Annotated in this window: 12 protein-coding genes; 6 read left to right on the top strand and 6 right to left on the bottom strand. The window is 52.0% G+C overall.

Features of this window, described 5'->3' with window-relative positions; translation table 11 throughout:
* The first annotated feature begins 27 nt into the window (after positions 1-27).
* Positions 28-2076: a TonB-dependent receptor family protein gene (locus CEK60_RS10505; protein ID WP_089038978.1), complete on the top strand. Its 2049-nt coding sequence runs from the start codon at positions 28-30 to the stop codon at positions 2074-2076.
* 75 nt (positions 2077-2151) lie between these two features.
* Here the strand turns inward: CEK60_RS10505 and CEK60_RS10500 are convergent, their stop codons facing one another.
* The 3 genes from CEK60_RS10500 to CEK60_RS10490 form a co-directional block, all read right to left on the bottom strand.
* Entirely contained in the window at positions 2152-4629 is a 2478-nt protein-coding gene (locus CEK60_RS10500; RefSeq protein WP_089038977.1) for a glucose/quinate/shikimate family membrane-bound PQQ-dependent dehydrogenase, read from the bottom strand.
* Positions 4630-4902: 273 nt separating this feature from the next.
* The gene (locus CEK60_RS10495) at positions 4903-5907 is read right to left on the bottom strand and encodes an NADP-dependent oxidoreductase (RefSeq protein ID WP_089038976.1); all 1005 of its coding nucleotides are present in this window, start codon (positions 5905-5907) and stop codon (positions 4903-4905) included.
* Between the two features lie 194 nt (positions 5908-6101).
* Complete coding sequence (locus CEK60_RS10490) at positions 6102-6476, bottom strand: septal ring lytic transglycosylase RlpA family protein (protein WP_089038975.1); 375 nt, start codon at positions 6474-6476, stop codon at positions 6102-6104.
* Between the two features lie 316 nt (positions 6477-6792).
* On the opposite strand from CEK60_RS10490, the gene CEK60_RS10485 reads away from it, so the two are divergent.
* Both CEK60_RS10485 and CEK60_RS10480 read left to right on the top strand, forming a co-directional pair.
* Positions 6793-8226 (top strand): hypothetical protein, encoded by a 1434-nt coding sequence (locus CEK60_RS10485; protein WP_089038974.1) that lies wholly within the window; start codon positions 6793-6795, stop codon positions 8224-8226.
* A 112-nt stretch (positions 8227-8338) separates the two neighbouring features.
* The gene (locus CEK60_RS10480) at positions 8339-9112 is read left to right on the top strand and encodes an RsiV family protein (protein ID WP_089038973.1); all 774 of its coding nucleotides are present in this window, start codon (positions 8339-8341) and stop codon (positions 9110-9112) included.
* A gap of 3 nt (positions 9113-9115) precedes the next feature.
* Here the strand turns inward: CEK60_RS10480 and CEK60_RS10475 are convergent, their stop codons facing one another.
* Positions 9116-9994, bottom strand: coding sequence for a DMT family transporter (locus CEK60_RS10475; RefSeq protein WP_089038972.1), 879 nt, complete (start codon positions 9992-9994; stop codon positions 9116-9118).
* Between the two features lie 101 nt (positions 9995-10095).
* Here CEK60_RS10475 and CEK60_RS10470 point away from each other — a divergent pair, with 101 nt between their 5' ends.
* The 3 genes from CEK60_RS10470 to CEK60_RS10460 all read left to right on the top strand — a co-directional run bounded on the left by CEK60_RS10470 (position 10096) and on the right by CEK60_RS10460 (position 11983).
* Positions 10096-10968, top strand: coding sequence for a LysR substrate-binding domain-containing protein (locus CEK60_RS10470; protein ID WP_089038971.1), 873 nt, complete (start codon positions 10096-10098; stop codon positions 10966-10968).
* A gap of 37 nt (positions 10969-11005) precedes the next feature.
* A complete protein-coding gene (locus CEK60_RS10465) occupies positions 11006-11200 on the top strand; it encodes a tautomerase family protein (RefSeq protein ID WP_089038970.1) in 195 nt (64 codons plus the stop codon).
* Between the two features lie 225 nt (positions 11201-11425).
* The gene (locus CEK60_RS10460) at positions 11426-11983 is read left to right on the top strand and encodes a cytochrome b (protein WP_089038969.1); all 558 of its coding nucleotides are present in this window, start codon (positions 11426-11428) and stop codon (positions 11981-11983) included.
* A 22-nt stretch (positions 11984-12005) separates the two neighbouring features.
* On the opposite strand, the gene CEK60_RS10455 is transcribed toward CEK60_RS10460, so the two are convergent.
* Together CEK60_RS10455 and CEK60_RS10450 are read right to left on the bottom strand one after the other, a co-directional pair.
* A complete protein-coding gene (locus CEK60_RS10455; protein ID WP_089038968.1) occupies positions 12006-13799 on the bottom strand; it encodes a diguanylate cyclase in 1794 nt (597 codons plus the stop codon).
* Between the two features lie 141 nt (positions 13800-13940).
* Positions 13941-14807 carry a LysR family transcriptional regulator ArgP gene (locus CEK60_RS10450; protein ID WP_089038967.1) on the bottom strand — a complete coding sequence of 289 codons (867 nt, stop codon included), beginning with the start codon at positions 14805-14807 and terminating at the stop codon, positions 13941-13943.
* Positions 14808-14963: the final 156 nt, after the last annotated feature.

Below are 14963 nucleotides of genomic sequence, written 5' to 3'. Positions count from 1 at the left end.
ATCGACTACAGATGAATAAGGAACGCCATGAGTCACTATCTACCGCCATCACTGCTGCTCGCGAGCGTTGTTCTAGCCAGCCCTGTGTGGGCGCAGGCGCCCAGCAGTGAAGATGCGGTACTGCCTACAGTAGAGGTGAGCGCTCCGCGCTTAGCCCGCGAGCTGTATGCCACACCAGCGGCCGTTTCTACCTTGGAGCGCGAAGAAATTGCCCAAGGTCAGCAACGGGTGAGGTTGGATGAAGCGCTTAACCGAGTGCCAGGTGTGTTTTTACAAAACCGCGATAACTTCGCCCAAGGGCAACGCATTGCTATTCGCGGCTTTGGCGCACGTGCTCCATTTGGTGTGCGTGGGATTACCGTTATGGTAGATGGCATTCCTTACACACTTCCGGATGGTCAAGCGCAGTTGGATGCCATTGATTTAGATAGCGCCGAGCGTATTGAGGTGATTCGCGGGCCGTCTTCAGTGCTTTATGGTAATGCGGCGGGCGGAGTGATTGATGTGACCACTGCCGATGGGCGTGATAACCCCGGTACACGGCTGCGGATGGGCGCAGGTAGTGATGGCTATCAAAAAGTGGCACTGCAAAATGGCGGCGTTCGGGGCGATTGGTCGCACCATATCAGTCTGACGGCGCTTAACGTTGATGGTTATCGTGAACAAAGCTCAACCGAGAAGTATTTGCTGAATGCAAAGTTGCGTCGAGAGCTCGGCAGTGGGCGGGCAGTTACCGCGATTATTAATCTGCTGGAGAATCCCCGTTCGGAAGATCCAGGGGCACTTAATGCCCGTGAAGTTGCCGCTGGGCGCGATCAGGCCGCGCCCAATTCGCTAGCGCTAGATGCTGGTCAAAACGTCGATCAGCAGTTGTTGGGTCTGCAATACGAGGACTTAGCTGCGGGTGATGGCGAGCTGTATCTTAAAGGCTTTATTGCTCAGCGTGATTTTGAACAGCAACTGCCTTTTGTGGGTAGTAGTCGTTTGGGCTATCAGCGTGACTATATGGGCGCAAGCGCTGAATATCATCACGAGGCGGCGTTAGGGAGCTTGCCGCTGAGTTATATCGTTGGGGTGGATGTGGCGCGCCAAGAGGATGAGCGTTTTCGTAACGATGTTGATGCTCAAGGGGTTGTTGGCGAGCAGTTAGCGGATGAAACCCAAACGGCGACGTCTGCGGGTGTGTTTGCCCAAGGGGATTTAGCGCTATCGGAACAGCTTTCGCTCTCGTTGGGCGCGCGATTTGACCGGGTGGCGCTAGACGTCGACGATACGTTTCTTGATGACGGAGATCAAAGCGGAAAGCGTACCTTTAACGAGTGGAGTGGCTCGGCGGGGCTAAGCTATCGCTATCGTCCGCAGCACCAAGCGTATATTAATACCGGCACCGCGTTTGAGACGCCCACGTTTTCTGAGTTTGCCGACCCGACTGGCGGTGGTTTCAACCCCGTTGTTGAGCCGCAAAAAGCATGGAATCGCGAAATCGGGTTGCGTGGCTACATTGAGCCGTTGGCGATGGATTACGATCTCGCACTATTTTCGGTCCGCGTTCGCGATGAGCTGGTGCCGTATGATGAGGGTGGCCGTACCTTCTATCAGAATGCAGGCGACACAAATCGCGATGGCCTAGAACTGGCGCTGGGCTGGCAGCTTGCCGACCAGTGGCGTCTGGATAGCGCTTTAACCCTCGCGCGTTATGAATTCGATAAGTTTGCAACACCTAGTGAACGCTTTGATGGCAACCGGATTCCTGGGTTGCCAGAGCAGACGTGGGTCAATCAATTGACCTGGGAAAACCTTGATCAGCGTTTCGCCACGTTGGAAACCGAATACATCGGTGATTTAGTGGCGGATAACGCTAATGCGACGGAAGTAGATAGCTATTGGCTGCTCAACCTCCGGGTAGGTGATGGTTGGCAGTTAAGTGAAGGTACGCGACTAAGCGCTTATCTTGGTCTGCGCAATCTGCTTGATGAAGAGCACTATGCCAATGTGCGCTTAAACGGCACCTTTGGCCGCTTTTATGAGCCAGCCCCAGGGCGAAGTGTTTATGGCGGCGTGGAGTTGAGTTTTTAATCACAGGCTCCCTAGCAAGAAAACGGGCGACCCATTGGGTCGCCCGTTTTCGTTCGTCGCTACGCTAAGTGATGGCTATTCCGGTAACGCGTAACCAATCACGTAGTCACCCATTTTGGTGCCGAAGGTGCCGTGACCACCGGCGGTAACGACCACATATTGGCGGCCATCTGCACCGGTGTAGGTCATCGGTGTTGCTTGGCCACCTGCAGGCAAGCGAGCTTTATACAGCTCTTCGCCAGTGGTGATGCCGTAGCCGCGCAGGTATTGATCCAGCGTGCCGCTTAGGAAGGAAACGCCACCCGCAGTGGTTAGCGGGCCGCCTAGCGCAGGGACGCCGACATTCAGACCAATCGGCAGATCAAAGGGCATGCTGTCGCGGGTGGTGCCATTGTGGTGCTTCCACACAACTTCGTTACTTTGCAGGTCGATTCCTGCCACATCCCCCCAAGAGGGCGCTTGGCAGGGAAGGCCGAGTACTGACAGCAGCGGGCCGAGTTCGACTGCGTAAGGGGCACCCGTGTTGGGCTGCAGGCCTTGCTCGCTAGCTGAGCCTTGGCCATCCTCAACTTCATCACGTGGAATTAGCTTGGAAACAAACGCTAAGTACTTCGCACCGGTAAACAGTGCTTGGCGTTCTGGGTCTACCGCAACACCACCCCAGTTCATCACCCCAACGTTGCCGGGGTAGATAATGCTGCCTTCCAGCGAAGGCGGTGTGTACTGGCCTTCATAGCGCAGCGAGCGGAACTGGATGCGGCACATCATCTGATCAAAGGGTGATGCGCCCCACATGTCGCGCTCGGTAAGCGGCGGTGGTAGCAAATTCAGCGCTGAGCGAGGTTGGGTTTCTGCCGTCCAGTCGCCTTCAATAGCACCTTGAGGAGCGGGCACTTCTTCAATGGGCACAATCGGCTCGCCGGTCTCACGGTTTAATACATACAAGCTGCCCTGTTTAGTGGGCTGAATGACGGCTGGCTGGGTGCCATCTGCTGTCGCTAAGTCAATCAATACGGGCTGTGCAGGTGTGTCCATGTCCCACAAGTCGTGGTGCACAAACTGGTACACCCAGGCCACTTGACCGTCGTTCAAATTAAGCGCTACTAGCCCGGCACTAAAGGTCTCATCATTTTCAGAGCGGTTAGCGCCGTACTGGTCTGGCGTAGCGTTACCCATGGGTAGGTAAACGAGGCCAAGCTCCTCATCGACGCTAATCGGCGCCCACACATTGGGTGAGTTACGTGTGTAAGTCTCGCCCTCTGCTAATGGTGCGGTGTCTTCAGGGTTGCCGCTGTCCCAGTTCCACACTAGTTCGCCAGTATGTACGTCGAAGGCGCGTATAACGCCAGAGGGTTCGTCGGTTGAGCTGTTGTCGGTAACGTGGCCACCCAAAATCACTAAGTCTTCAGTGACAGTCGCTGGCGATGTCGAGTAATAGCCTCCTGGGCTAAACTCGCCAATATTATTCGTCAGGTCGATCTCACCGTTTTCGCCGAAACTTTCACAGCGCTCCCCGGTATCGGCGTTAAGTGCAATCAGGCGGGCATCGGCGGTGGGTAGGTAAAGCCTGCGTGGGCACATGACATCGGTGGCGCTTAACAGCTCAGAAGTTGAGTCTTCTTCAGAGGTGAGCGAGAAGGATAGGTCGAGTTCAAACTGACTGCCATCGGCATACAGCGTTGGTTTATCGGTGGTGGAATCTTCAGCGCTGCTGGAATAGTTAGCCGCGTCGTAATACGCCAAGCCACGGCAGGTCATATGTGCCCAGCCGGAAAAGTCGTCTGCGCCCATGGTGCTAATGTTGGGATCAAACGCCCACAGGGTTTCGCCGGTTTCGGGCGACAGTGCCATCGCACGGCTGTGCGATGTACAAATATAAAGGCTATCGTTGACCTTTAACGGCGTGTTTTGGTTGGTGATTTCAGGCGGTGCATTGGGGCCGGGTTCATCACCGGTTTGAATACGCCACACCTCTTCCAGTTCGCCTATATTGTCGGGAGTAATCTGACTAAGCGAGGAGTAGTGCGTCCCTGCATTAGTGCCGCCGTAGGCAGGCCAGTCATCGCCTGCAGCCTGGGCTGGGTTAACCTCTTTATTATTGGCAGACTCCATCGTGCCTGCCACATTACCTGGATAGGTGAATTGACTAGCAATTGCCACAATAATCGCTGCGACAATGCTTGCCACTAGCGCTAGGCTGCCGCCGCGTGAATGTAGCGGTTTTCGCCACCAGGGAAGCAGTAAAATGATGCCAATTAAACAGACAATGGCAACCCTGGGGACCAGCTGCCACCAGTCTAAGCCAACTTCCCAGAGTGCCCATAGAAGCGTTGCAAAAAGTACCGCCGCATAGAGCCATAAGGCTATGCCTTTGCGCATTGCCAGCAGTACACCGACAACAAAAATACTGACCCCAGCGATTAAGTAGTAAGCGCTGCCACCTAAACTAAGCAGCTTAGCGCCGCCAATGGTCAGTGCAACACCAGCTACCGCGAGTAGCAGGCCAAGCAGTAGCGCTGGCCATTTGCCGTGGGCACGCGTATGTCCATCCATGAGAAAACCCCTATTAACAACGAATTGAAGCCGCTTGGTAAAATTAGAAAAGCGACAGATCTGCAACGTGCCCTAACCCATTGGCAGTGATGATGGGTTAAAACACACATTGATTATGGGTAATTTTAATAATCAATTCACTTTTGGTCTAATCATTTGCTTGCTAAGTAGTGCTGCAAACCAAAAAGCCGCGCCTGTTACCGTGGCGCGGCTTGTTATTGAGGTAGGAAATAGTGAGGTAGCAATGTGGGGTTAACTTGACGTAAGCATGGCTTAGTCAGTGAGCTTCACCAGCATTTTGCCGGTGTTGCCCCCTTCAAAAAGCGCTAAAAAGGCATCCGGTGTGCTTTCAAGACCCTCTTTGACGGTTTCTTTATAGGCTATATTGCCTTTCGCTACCTGAGGAGAGACTTCGTTGAGGAAGTAGCGATAGCTAGACCAGTGATCGGCAACAATAAATCCCTGCATCTTAGCTTTGCGTACCACCAACTGGGAAAGGTTGCTCGGCCCTGGTGCCGGTGCTTCGGCGTTATAGCTGTCAATCATGCCGCATACAGCAATGCGTGCACCGTCATTGAGTTGACTTAGCGCTGCTTCTAAGCAGATACCACCAACGTTCTCAAAATACACGTCAATGCCATTAGGGCTAGCAAGCTTAATAGCGTCGCTGAGCTCCTGTGCACTTCGGCCTTGGTAGCTAACCGGCTCAACGCCCAATGATTCAAGCCATGCAAGCTTGTGGGCAGCCCCAGCAATGCCAACCACGTGGCAACCTTTGGCTTTCGCCAGCTGTACAGCAAGCGAGCCAACAGCACCACTGGCAGCGCTTACCAGTACATTGTCGCTAGGTTTACACTCGGCAATAAGGTTCAAGCCTGTCCATGCCGTCATACCTGGCATGCCCAATACACCTAGATATGCTTGTTCTGGTACGTCACTGTCTGGTAACGCAGTGACACTGTCGCCTGACACCTGCGCGATATCGCGCCAGCCGCCCATGTGGCTGACTTTATCGCCTTCCTTAATGGTTGGGTGGTTAGACGCAATGACCTCGCCAATTGCGCCACCTTCCATCGGCTTGCCCAGCTCAAAAGGGGCGACATAGGTGCGCATCCCTGTCATTCGTCCACGCATATATGGATCAACGGACAGCCAATGGTTGCGAACCCTGACTTCGCCTTCGTCAAGATCGGGAAGTTCCTGGCTTTCCAGTGAAAATAGTTCTCGTTTAGGTAAGCCGGTGGGGTAATTCGTTAAGGTAAAAAAGCGAGATTGCATGGGTGCCTCCTGCATGTGTGATTTAAACAAATCTCCTTGCAGCATAGAGACCGTTAGCGCGCTTTCAAGTTCGTCGAAGAGTTAATTTGCTGTGCAATAAAAAAGCGGCTCTGGTGAGCCGCTTTCAATTAAGCTTAATCTTCTTCAACGCTGTTTGTTTAAGGGGTATCACACACTTGCGGGTGTGTTATCCGTTAATCGACCAGGGTGATCATGACGGGGGCAACGCCGCGTCGAATCATGCCGAGTTGGCGAGCTGCCCGTTTTGATAGGTCAATAATACGTCCCTTAACAAAGGGGCCGCGGTCATTAATCAGTACCTCAACCTCCTGGCCAGTATCAGGGCGGGTAACTAGCACCTTGGTGCCAAAAGGAAGCGTTGGATGAGCAGCCGTTAGCGCTTGTTGGTCAAAAGGTACGCCACTGGCTGTAGGGGAACCCTGGAAGCGATCGCTGTAAAAGGATGCGATTCCCTCTTGAATTTCTGTGGCAAATGCATGACCAGTGGAAAAGAAGGTGAGTAATGCCGCAGCACAGCTCGTGCGGATGAACCGTTTAGATGCTCCCATTGGAGTGCCTCAGTTTACATTGTGCCGATTCTTTATGTGTCGGAGTATTTACCGATATCTGCTCCGATAGTAACGTGGTCATTTTAATACGGCAAGCTTTACGAAGATCGATGCAATTGGCTTCTAAATTAAGATTTTTTGCAACTTTCTTCAGTGCCGTTGTGATTCAGCAAGTTAACGAAGTGTGGTCGATGTAACTCGGCGGTGTCATGTGTCTGGTATAAATTTTAGATAAAGGCTCACTTTACTCAGATAGGCATCATATAATTAGCACTCGCTAGGTTTTACATGTTTGCCAATAAACAAGGATGCACCTATGGCTAAGTCTTCTTCTCTAACGCTAATTTTGGTTGCCGCCGGTGGGGTTGCTGTTGGGTTGTTAGCCGCTCAGGCGGCGCCCAGTTTTACATCAACGGCAAGCGCCGCAGAACCTACCAGTGCGGAGCAGGGGCAGACTTCCCAAGCACTAGCAGGGCTCGAAAGTATTACGCTAGGTGAGCAAACTAGGGGAGAGATTACCTCGGCAGCGGAGCTGAACGGTAATGATGGTAGCCGCTATGTGCGCTATGTCATCAATCTGGAAGAGGACTCGTTAGTCGAGTTTTCTCTCAGTGGTGCCTTAAGGGGAGTCGTCGCTCTCTATGACGATGGGCTGCAGCTGTTGGAGAATGCCGAGACCGTTCGTCATCGTATCGAAAAAGATGGTCAATACGTAGTGGCCGTCAGTGGGGCGGATGCAAGCAGCTATGGCCCATTCACCCTTAATAGCCGCACGGTTGAGCTGAGCGATTCTGACACGCTGACCATTGGCGAGCCGATGGATAGTTGGCTAGGTGGCACGTCACGGGAAGTGACGTTAACCGTTGAAGAAGAAGGTATGTATCAAATCGAGATGCGTGCCGATGAGTTTGATGCGTATCTGGAGCTGTCTGGTCCGAACGGCTACAACCGTGAGGATGATGATGGCGCTGGCAACTTGAATGCACGTATTTCAGACTTTCTTGCTCCTGGTGATTACACCGTCACCGCACGTTCTGCCTTCGGCGAAGGGAGTGGTCTTTTTACGTTGAGTGCGGAGCCACGTGAATTGCCTGACGATCTGCGCAATGATGGGAGTGTTGTGCCCAGCGAAACGCTGAATGGTTGGTTTAGCGGCCAGGAGCGAAGCTATCAACTAGAGATCGAAGAAGCGGGTATGTATCAAATTGATATGCGCTCAAGCGATATCGACTCTTATCTGGTGCTGGAAGGGCCAAATGGCTATTTCCGCGAAGATGACGACAGTGCTGGCAATCTGGACGCCAGTATTGCCGACTTTTTAGCACCGGGCAGTTATCAATTAACAGCACGCACGGCGTATGGCTCCGACAGCGGTTTGTTTACGCTTTCAGTAGAGCCGCGTGAATTGCCGGAGGGTGTAGAGCTGCGTAATGAAGGTGAGTTAACACCTAATGAAACGCTCACTGGCTGGTATAGCGGTGAGCCGTTGACCTATGAACTCACCTTAGAAGAGAGCTCTTTGGTCAGGCTTAGCATGCGTTCAAGTGACTTTGATACGTATTTAGAGCTAAGTGGTGGCGGCGATGCTTACAGCGATGATGACGGCGGTAGCGGCACTAACTCGCGTTTAGAGCAGGCGCTTTTGCCGGGCACCTACACCGTTATTGCACGTGGTTTCGCTGTTAGCGGCAGTGGTATGTTTGAACTGCAAGTCAATGCAGAGCCAACAGAGATGCAGCCTGACGCGTAATTTAGCGCACGTTGTATGATGCAACGCCCTTGCTGGTGACAGTAGGGGCGTTTGCTTTTGTATTCCTATTTACGTGGCTTGAAGGTGGCGACGTTATTCACAAGGTGGTTTTATGCTGCGCTATTCATTCGTTTTAACGGTGATTGGTTTATTGTTATTAAGTGGTTGTCAGTCGTCGGATGATGCTTCTGCAGAGTCACTTGCGCTTGTTTCAAAAGCGGTTGAAAAAGAGTACATAGCACCTGAGTGTCAGGCTGAACAGTGCTCTACCGTCACCGTGTCTGCGCTCGCGTTTCCGCAATCTGCAGAGCTAACGGAGCAGTTACAAAAACGGCTGTTAACGCTTGCAATGGGCATCACTGAAGAGGATGCATTGCCAGCTGATAGCTGGGAGGCCTATGCGCAAAACTTTTTTGAGCTAGCTGAGGAAGATAATCGCACCGCACCGGGAGCAATGACTAGCGAAGCGATGTTAGAAGCTAAGGTTTATGGGCAGCACAACGACTTATTGATACTTGAACTAAGTAGCTACGTTTATCATGCGGGGCAGGCGCATGGTTTGCCAATGACTGAGTTTATGGTGATAGACGAGCGTCAGCTGCGTGTGGTTGATCCAGACGATATGTTGTTGGAAGGCCAGCAGGGCGCTTTTCAAGCACTGCTTGATCAGGCCCACCAACGCTGGATAGAGGAGATGGGCCATGATGAGCAGTTTGCCCTCAATTGGCCGTTCAGCGAGAGCCGCAACATAGCCCCGTTGGCAACTGCCTGGGAAGTTAAATACAACGTCTATGAAATTGCCCCTTATGCAGCCGGCCAGCCTGTTCTGACGATCCCTCTTGATGCGCTGGAAGGTATCGCAAAGCCTCGCTATTTAGGTCAATAGTGTTTAGCGGCTTGCTTTTAAACAGCCTACGACGACCAATAAGGCGGCCGTTGGTAGCCGCCAGTCAAACACGCTGACGCCTGCCAGTACCAGTAGCAGTGCCGCTAGGATCGGTACGCCATAGGCAAGGCTGCCGACTAGGCTGGCTTGGCCAAAGCGTAGTGCTTTATCCCAGGCCACCATAGCGATGCCGTACGGCCCAAGCCCCAGCGCGATGCCCGCCAACAGAGCCTCACCCTGCGGCATGATGAAGGTTCCTTCCACTATCAAGCTGGCGCAGGTTGCAACAGCGCAGGCGATCATAAGTAACCGCGGGAGCAATGGTGTTAGCGATACAGGAGCTACTTGCCCGAGCCAGGAGTAGAGCGCCCAGCAACAAGCCGCCAGTAGCGCTAACCCATACCCTGAAGCAGCCCCGCCAAAGCCGCCACTTAAGGCTTGCGGCAGTAACAAAATAGCGGCACCCGAAAAAGCAATTAGCGCACCTGTCACGCTTGCGATATGCAGACGACCAAACCGGCTCCATTGGCTTAATAGTACAAACAGCACTGGCCAGGTGTAGGTGATCAAAGCGGCTTCTGCGGCAGGTGCTAGACGCATGCCAATGTAGTAACTGCTAACAGCACCAACGATCAATAGTGGTAGGCCAAGCCATACGCTAATTTGCCAGCGAGGACGGCAAGCCGCGACGTTAACGCGACGGCTGAGTGGCAATGTTGCCAGTGCACCTGCAAGCAGCGTAAGTGCGGTGAGCTGAAGCGGAGAGGTATCCCGAGCCAACTCTGCTAATAGCGGCGCTATGCTCCATAACATCACCGCCACAAGTGCTGCGCATACACTGTACCTGGGGGATATGACGGCCGGGGAATGAACGGGATGCATGGCATCTCTCCTTGCGTTAAACCTGAGACGCGCAGCATACTCAGTAAACACTCATCACAATATCGATCTTTTATGATCATTATTATCAATAATGGTGATGTATGCGCGCACCAACATTTGACTTAACGCTACTTCGTACGCTGGTTACTATTGCCGATACAGGTAGCGTTACGGCAGCGGCAAAGCGGCTGGCGTATACCCAGTCAACAGTGAGCATGCAGTTACAGCGTTTAGAGACGCAGCTTGATGTGAGTTTGCATGAGCGAGCTGGGCGACGACTACGTTTCACCCCAGAAGGAGATCGTTTGCTGGTACACGCGCGCCGCCTATTGGCACTCAATGACGACGCGTGGAGTGATATGCAGGCGCGCCAGATAACGGGCGATTTAACGTTGGGTATTCCTGAAGACTATGCGTCGCTATTGCCGTCAGTATTTGCGTACTTTCACCAGCTGTATCCTGCGGTGGGGCTAACCGTAAAGTGTGGCACTAGTGCTCATTTGGTCGAACAGGTCAAAGCAGCAGAGTTGGACTTAGCGCTGGTGACTCGCCAACGAAATTCGCCAGGAGGCGATGTGATTCGTCGTGAGCCACTGATGTGGGCGGTAGGGGTAAATCAGCAGCCTTCGCTAAGTGACCCTATTCCGCTGGCGCTTTACTCTCCCGGCGCTGATGTTTTTCGCGAGGTTGCTGAGCAGGCGTTACAAGGGGCTGGGCGTGATTGGCGCGTTGCGTATACCAGCCAGTCAATGGCGGGTCTTGCCCCTATTGTAACCGCGGGGTTAGCCGTTGTTGTGGTAACGCGTAGTATGTTAACCCCATCGCTGCGCCCGCTGGATGACAGTAGTGGCCTTCCTGCCTTGCCAATGATTGAGCTAGCGCTCCATCGTGCTCCACACCGTCCTTCTGAACCTGCGCGGCGTTTAGGAGAATTGATTCGCGAACAGCTAGCGGCACCTAGTGAAGCGTTATAAGGTGTTGCTTTAACATGTTCATTGATAGGAAGCTAAGATGCCTATAGTCACTATCCAGCAATTCCCCCGTGATCTTGCGCAAAAGCGAGAATTGGCAAAGCGTATTACTGATGCGTTCTGCGATGTGTATGGTACCGACCCAGTGAGCGTGCAGGTGTTTTTTCAAGAAGTAACCCAGGAAAATTGGTCCAAAGGCGGCCAAATGGGGGCTGATTGTGATACGGCTCAGTGAGGGGCTCGATAATTTAGGATCCTCTGATTAATGTTATGAGCGTAGGCCAGACAAGGCAAAAATCAACGAAAAAGCGGAGTTTACGAGTTGTAAATGAGCATTTTGAGGCGATTTTTAACGCAGTATGGACAAGCGCAATAGTTAATCAGAGGTTTCTTAGTTTTTCTAACGCAACCTGACTGAGCTAAGCTAACTACCATGACGCGAATGAGCCAGGAGTTCTGAATGCACGAGCTAGATCACTATATTTATCCTCACCGAGTGTTGCATTGGCTAGTGGCAGTCGCCGTGCTGCTGTCATTGGCAAGTGGCCTGACGCTTGGCTTCCTGGGGTATGAGCGCGCCGTTGATTTGCTTGGGAATGCGCTTACCAACGTGCTCTATACCAGCCATAAAACCTTAGGAGTGACGATACTGTTGCTAATGACGCTGAGGATTATTACGCGGCTAGCTTTTGTTGTGCCCGACCACGAACCGCCGCTCAATGCCTTCGAGCGAATTATCAGTACTAGCGTGCATCACTTGCTTTATGCGGGGCTAGTGGTTATGCCACTGATTGGTTGGACAGCCACTGCTACCGGCGGCTTTCCTGTTGAGTTTTTTCAATGGCATTTGCCGGGGGTGTTGGGCAAAAACGAAGCGCTTTCGCAAACGCTGTTTGTTTGGCATGAGCGTTTAGGGTGGGCGTTAGTCGTGCTTATTACGCTGCATATTGCGGGTGCTCTATTTCATTGGCGAATCAAGCGCGATAACGTTATGAAGCGTATGAGCTTGTTTGACTGATATAGTTTACTATCCGTTAAGATCACGCTGAACCATAGCCATAGTAACGGGTGGTTTGGCGTGACTTGACGGCGTACATCTGGCTATCTGCTTCACGAAGCAGGCTGGCTAACGTATCGTTATCTGCATAGCTAATACAAATACCGATACTGACGCCGACGCTAACTAACGTGCCATCAGGTAGCTTGATAGGTGAGCGAACGGTCTGTTCGATACGGTTACGCATCTCCTCTAACGCAGTCTGATCAGTTATCCCCTCCAGTAAGAGAATAAACTCGTCGCCGCCAAAGCGCGCGCAATGATCACTCCCACGTGCGACGTGCACGAGACGCTTGGCAATTTGCTGAAGCACGAAATCGCCTACCTCATGGCCATACTGGTCGTTAATTGGTTTGAAGCAGTCAAGGTCACACATGACCAGTGCTAAAGGCGTATGCGTTTTTCTACAGTGTTCAAGAGCCGCTTCTGCGCAGCGTGTCAGCCCGTTGCGGTTAAGCAAGCCGGTGAGCATATCGTGATTGGCTAGCTTCTCTAGTGCCTGAGTACGAGCGGCTACTTTTGCTTCTAGAACAGCCTCCTGTTTTTTGAGCATTGCGACGGTTTCTGCTTGAGCACGCTCTTTTTGCCATTTTAATTTATTAAAACGTGCGGCCAGTGCGAAAGATAGCAGCAACATCTCAATGGCTGAGCCGATTTGTATTCCGTGAAGGGTTAGGAAATTGGCGGGTAGAATACTAAGGTTTCGAAGTGCAAACACGCTAGCCCCAAGTAGAAATATTGACCAGGCGAGCACAAAAATACGGGCGCTAGGCACGCGGCGCCAACTGCAATAAATACCGCACACGAGCATTAATAGTGAGGCAGCAAACCCTGTTATATCCATTAAGCGTAGGGCGGGTTGAAGTGGCAAAAATATCATCGCTACCAGCGCTATATAGCAGTAGCCGCGAAACAGCGTAATGATGTGATGCCAACGTGGGCAGTAGATGGCCGTGTTAAGAAAACTTTGCGTGAATAGGGCCCCCATCGCAGAAGCAAAGGTAAAGCCAATCGCTACCAGGCGCGCGGTGTTATCGCCTAGGAAACTCCAAAACATCAGCGTGCCAAGGCCATTGAACGTCAAACTTGCCAGTGTAAACCCGAAGGCAAATAGCGCGTAGTAGAGAAATACGTGCTCTTTAAGCACAAAAAATAGCAGCAGGTTGTAAATGCTTAATGCTAGCAGCATGCCGAAGTAAGTCGCCAGCCAGAAATTATGCCGGTCATTCTGAGTATAAAACGCCTCTGGCGTCATTAAGCTGTAGCTCAGAAACTTACTGCCTGTGGCTTTTACCTGGGTATAAAGCGTCACGGTTTCTCCGCCGACCAGCATCACCGGAAAAACGGCCTGTCGGTGGGCGATTGATCGCTCGTCAATTGGCACGGCGCTTCCGCTATACTGAACATCGCTAGCGTGTTCCCTCAGCGTATACAGAGTGACATGGTCTAAAAATGGGTATTCGAATTTAACCATCCAGGTAGCTGGGAGGGACGATGCATTACGAATTTGTGTTTTTAGCCAGACATCGCTTTGTGTATAGCCGAAATGTAGGTTAGAGGCGTGATGGACCGGTTTAAATGAAGGAGATAATGCTAAAACATCGCGTAGGTTTAGCGATTCTAAGGTATTCCAGTAACCGCTTGCTTCATTTAAGTCGTAACGCGCCTGCTCGGGAGAGACGACGATGGTAGCTGCAGCACTTGCTTGTGAATGCCAGCTAATAATAAGCACTAACAAGCCAGCCGGAAGGCGCTTTAACCAACAGTAAGCATCCATAAATATCGCTATTTTGGTTGTTTTTGCGTTGGGCTTTATCGCTTCTAGGTCTTAGTGCCTAGGTTCCCTTGCCTGCCTTGGGCGGGTTTTGCTCCTAGGCAAAGTGTAGACCTCTTTCAAAGCGAGTGGCCGACAATGGGTCTAAAGCATGAGACAGTTCAGACTTTTAGTTAGGCGCTGGACTAGTTGTCCACTGTGGCGCCAAAAATGCCAATAAAGTGGCACGGTAAGCGAGTGGCCGGGGGCGATGCTGACAAGATGGCCTTTTTGCAGCTGGTCTAGTGCCTGCAGTTGTGGAACCATTCCGTAGCCAATGCCTGCGGTGGCGAGACGCACAAACCCTTCTGATGAAGGGCACAGGTGGTAGGGGAAATGGCCGTGATAGCCACACTGAGCAAGAAACTGATGCTGAAGCTGGTCATGAGGGCCGAACACAATCACCGGGGCTTGCTGAAAAGCTTCTGGAGAAAGGCCTTCAGGAAAGTAGCGTTGCACGTAGGCAGGTGATGCTAGCGGGAGATAACGCATCTCGCCTACTTTAATACAGCGAGCGCCCGCGATGGGTGTTGGCGTAGAGCAAAGGCAGGCTGCGACATCGCCATCCCGCAGACGGTTAAGCCCAACGTCCTGATCCTCAATAACTAAATCGAGCAATACGCCCTCTGTTTGACAGATATCTGCCACTGCGTTTGCCCACCACGTCACCACGCTGTCAGCGTTGATGGCGATTCTTAGGCGGGTCGTTGCGTTATCTAGCGTAGGTAGCGTCTGCTGTAGGTCGCGTTCTAACAGCTGTACTTGCTGGTAATGGGTGAGTAGCCGCTGACCAGCAGGTGTAGGTGAAAGCTTAGGATGGCGCATTAGCACTGGCTGGCCTAGACGTACTTCCAGTGCTTTTATACGTTGGGAGATGGCTGATTGAGAAAGCCCTAATGTATCGCCTGCTCGTTCAAAACCGCCGCACTCCACCACAGTGGCCAGGGCATGGAGAAGTTTGTAATCCAACATGGCGGTCTTCCCAGGACAAGAAAGTAATGACGTTATGCAAAAGGCGCGTATTTAACAAATAAAAGCGCCATATCTTTATTCAAGTGAGATTGAATGTCATAAGTAAATGAATTACATTAATCTACAGGGAAACGACACTAAACTCTTAATGCCATC

It is taken from the genome of Halomonas sp. N3-2A, from assembly GCF_002216165.1.
GTDB lineage: Bacteria > Pseudomonadota > Gammaproteobacteria > Pseudomonadales > Halomonadaceae > Vreelandella.
This window is presented reverse-complemented; position numbering and strand designations above follow the sequence as displayed.

Excerpts from the sequence above, each read along its gene's own strand:
- CEK60_RS10480 (WP_089038973.1), top strand. The coding sequence starts at position 8,339 with ATGCTGCGCTATTCATTCGTTTTAACGGTGATTGGTTTATTGTTATTA.
- CEK60_RS10485 (WP_089038974.1), top strand. The coding sequence starts at position 6,793 with ATGGCTAAGTCTTCTTCTCTAACGCTAATTTTGGTTGCCGCCGGTGGG.
- CEK60_RS10450 (WP_089038967.1), bottom strand. The coding sequence starts at position 14,807 with ATGTTGGATTACAAACTTCTCCATGCCCTGGCCACTGTGGTGGAGTGC.
- CEK60_RS10465 (WP_089038970.1), top strand. The coding sequence starts at position 11,006 with ATGCCTATAGTCACTATCCAGCAATTCCCCCGTGATCTTGCGCAAAAG.
- CEK60_RS10460 (WP_089038969.1), top strand. The coding sequence starts at position 11,426 with ATGCACGAGCTAGATCACTATATTTATCCTCACCGAGTGTTGCATTGG.
- CEK60_RS10500 (WP_089038977.1), bottom strand. The coding sequence starts at position 4,629 with ATGGATGGACATACGCGTGCCCACGGCAAATGGCCAGCGCTACTGCTT.
- CEK60_RS10475 (WP_089038972.1), bottom strand. The coding sequence starts at position 9,994 with ATGCATCCCGTTCATTCCCCGGCCGTCATATCCCCCAGGTACAGTGTA.
- CEK60_RS10505 (WP_089038978.1), top strand. The coding sequence starts at position 28 with ATGAGTCACTATCTACCGCCATCACTGCTGCTCGCGAGCGTTGTTCTA.
- CEK60_RS10470 (WP_089038971.1), top strand. The coding sequence starts at position 10,096 with ATGCGCGCACCAACATTTGACTTAACGCTACTTCGTACGCTGGTTACT.
- CEK60_RS10455 (WP_089038968.1), bottom strand. The coding sequence starts at position 13,799 with ATGGATGCTTACTGTTGGTTAAAGCGCCTTCCGGCTGGCTTGTTAGTG.
- CEK60_RS10490 (WP_089038975.1), bottom strand. The coding sequence starts at position 6,476 with ATGGGAGCATCTAAACGGTTCATCCGCACGAGCTGTGCTGCGGCATTA.
- CEK60_RS10495 (WP_089038976.1), bottom strand. The coding sequence starts at position 5,907 with ATGCAATCTCGCTTTTTTACCTTAACGAATTACCCCACCGGCTTACCT.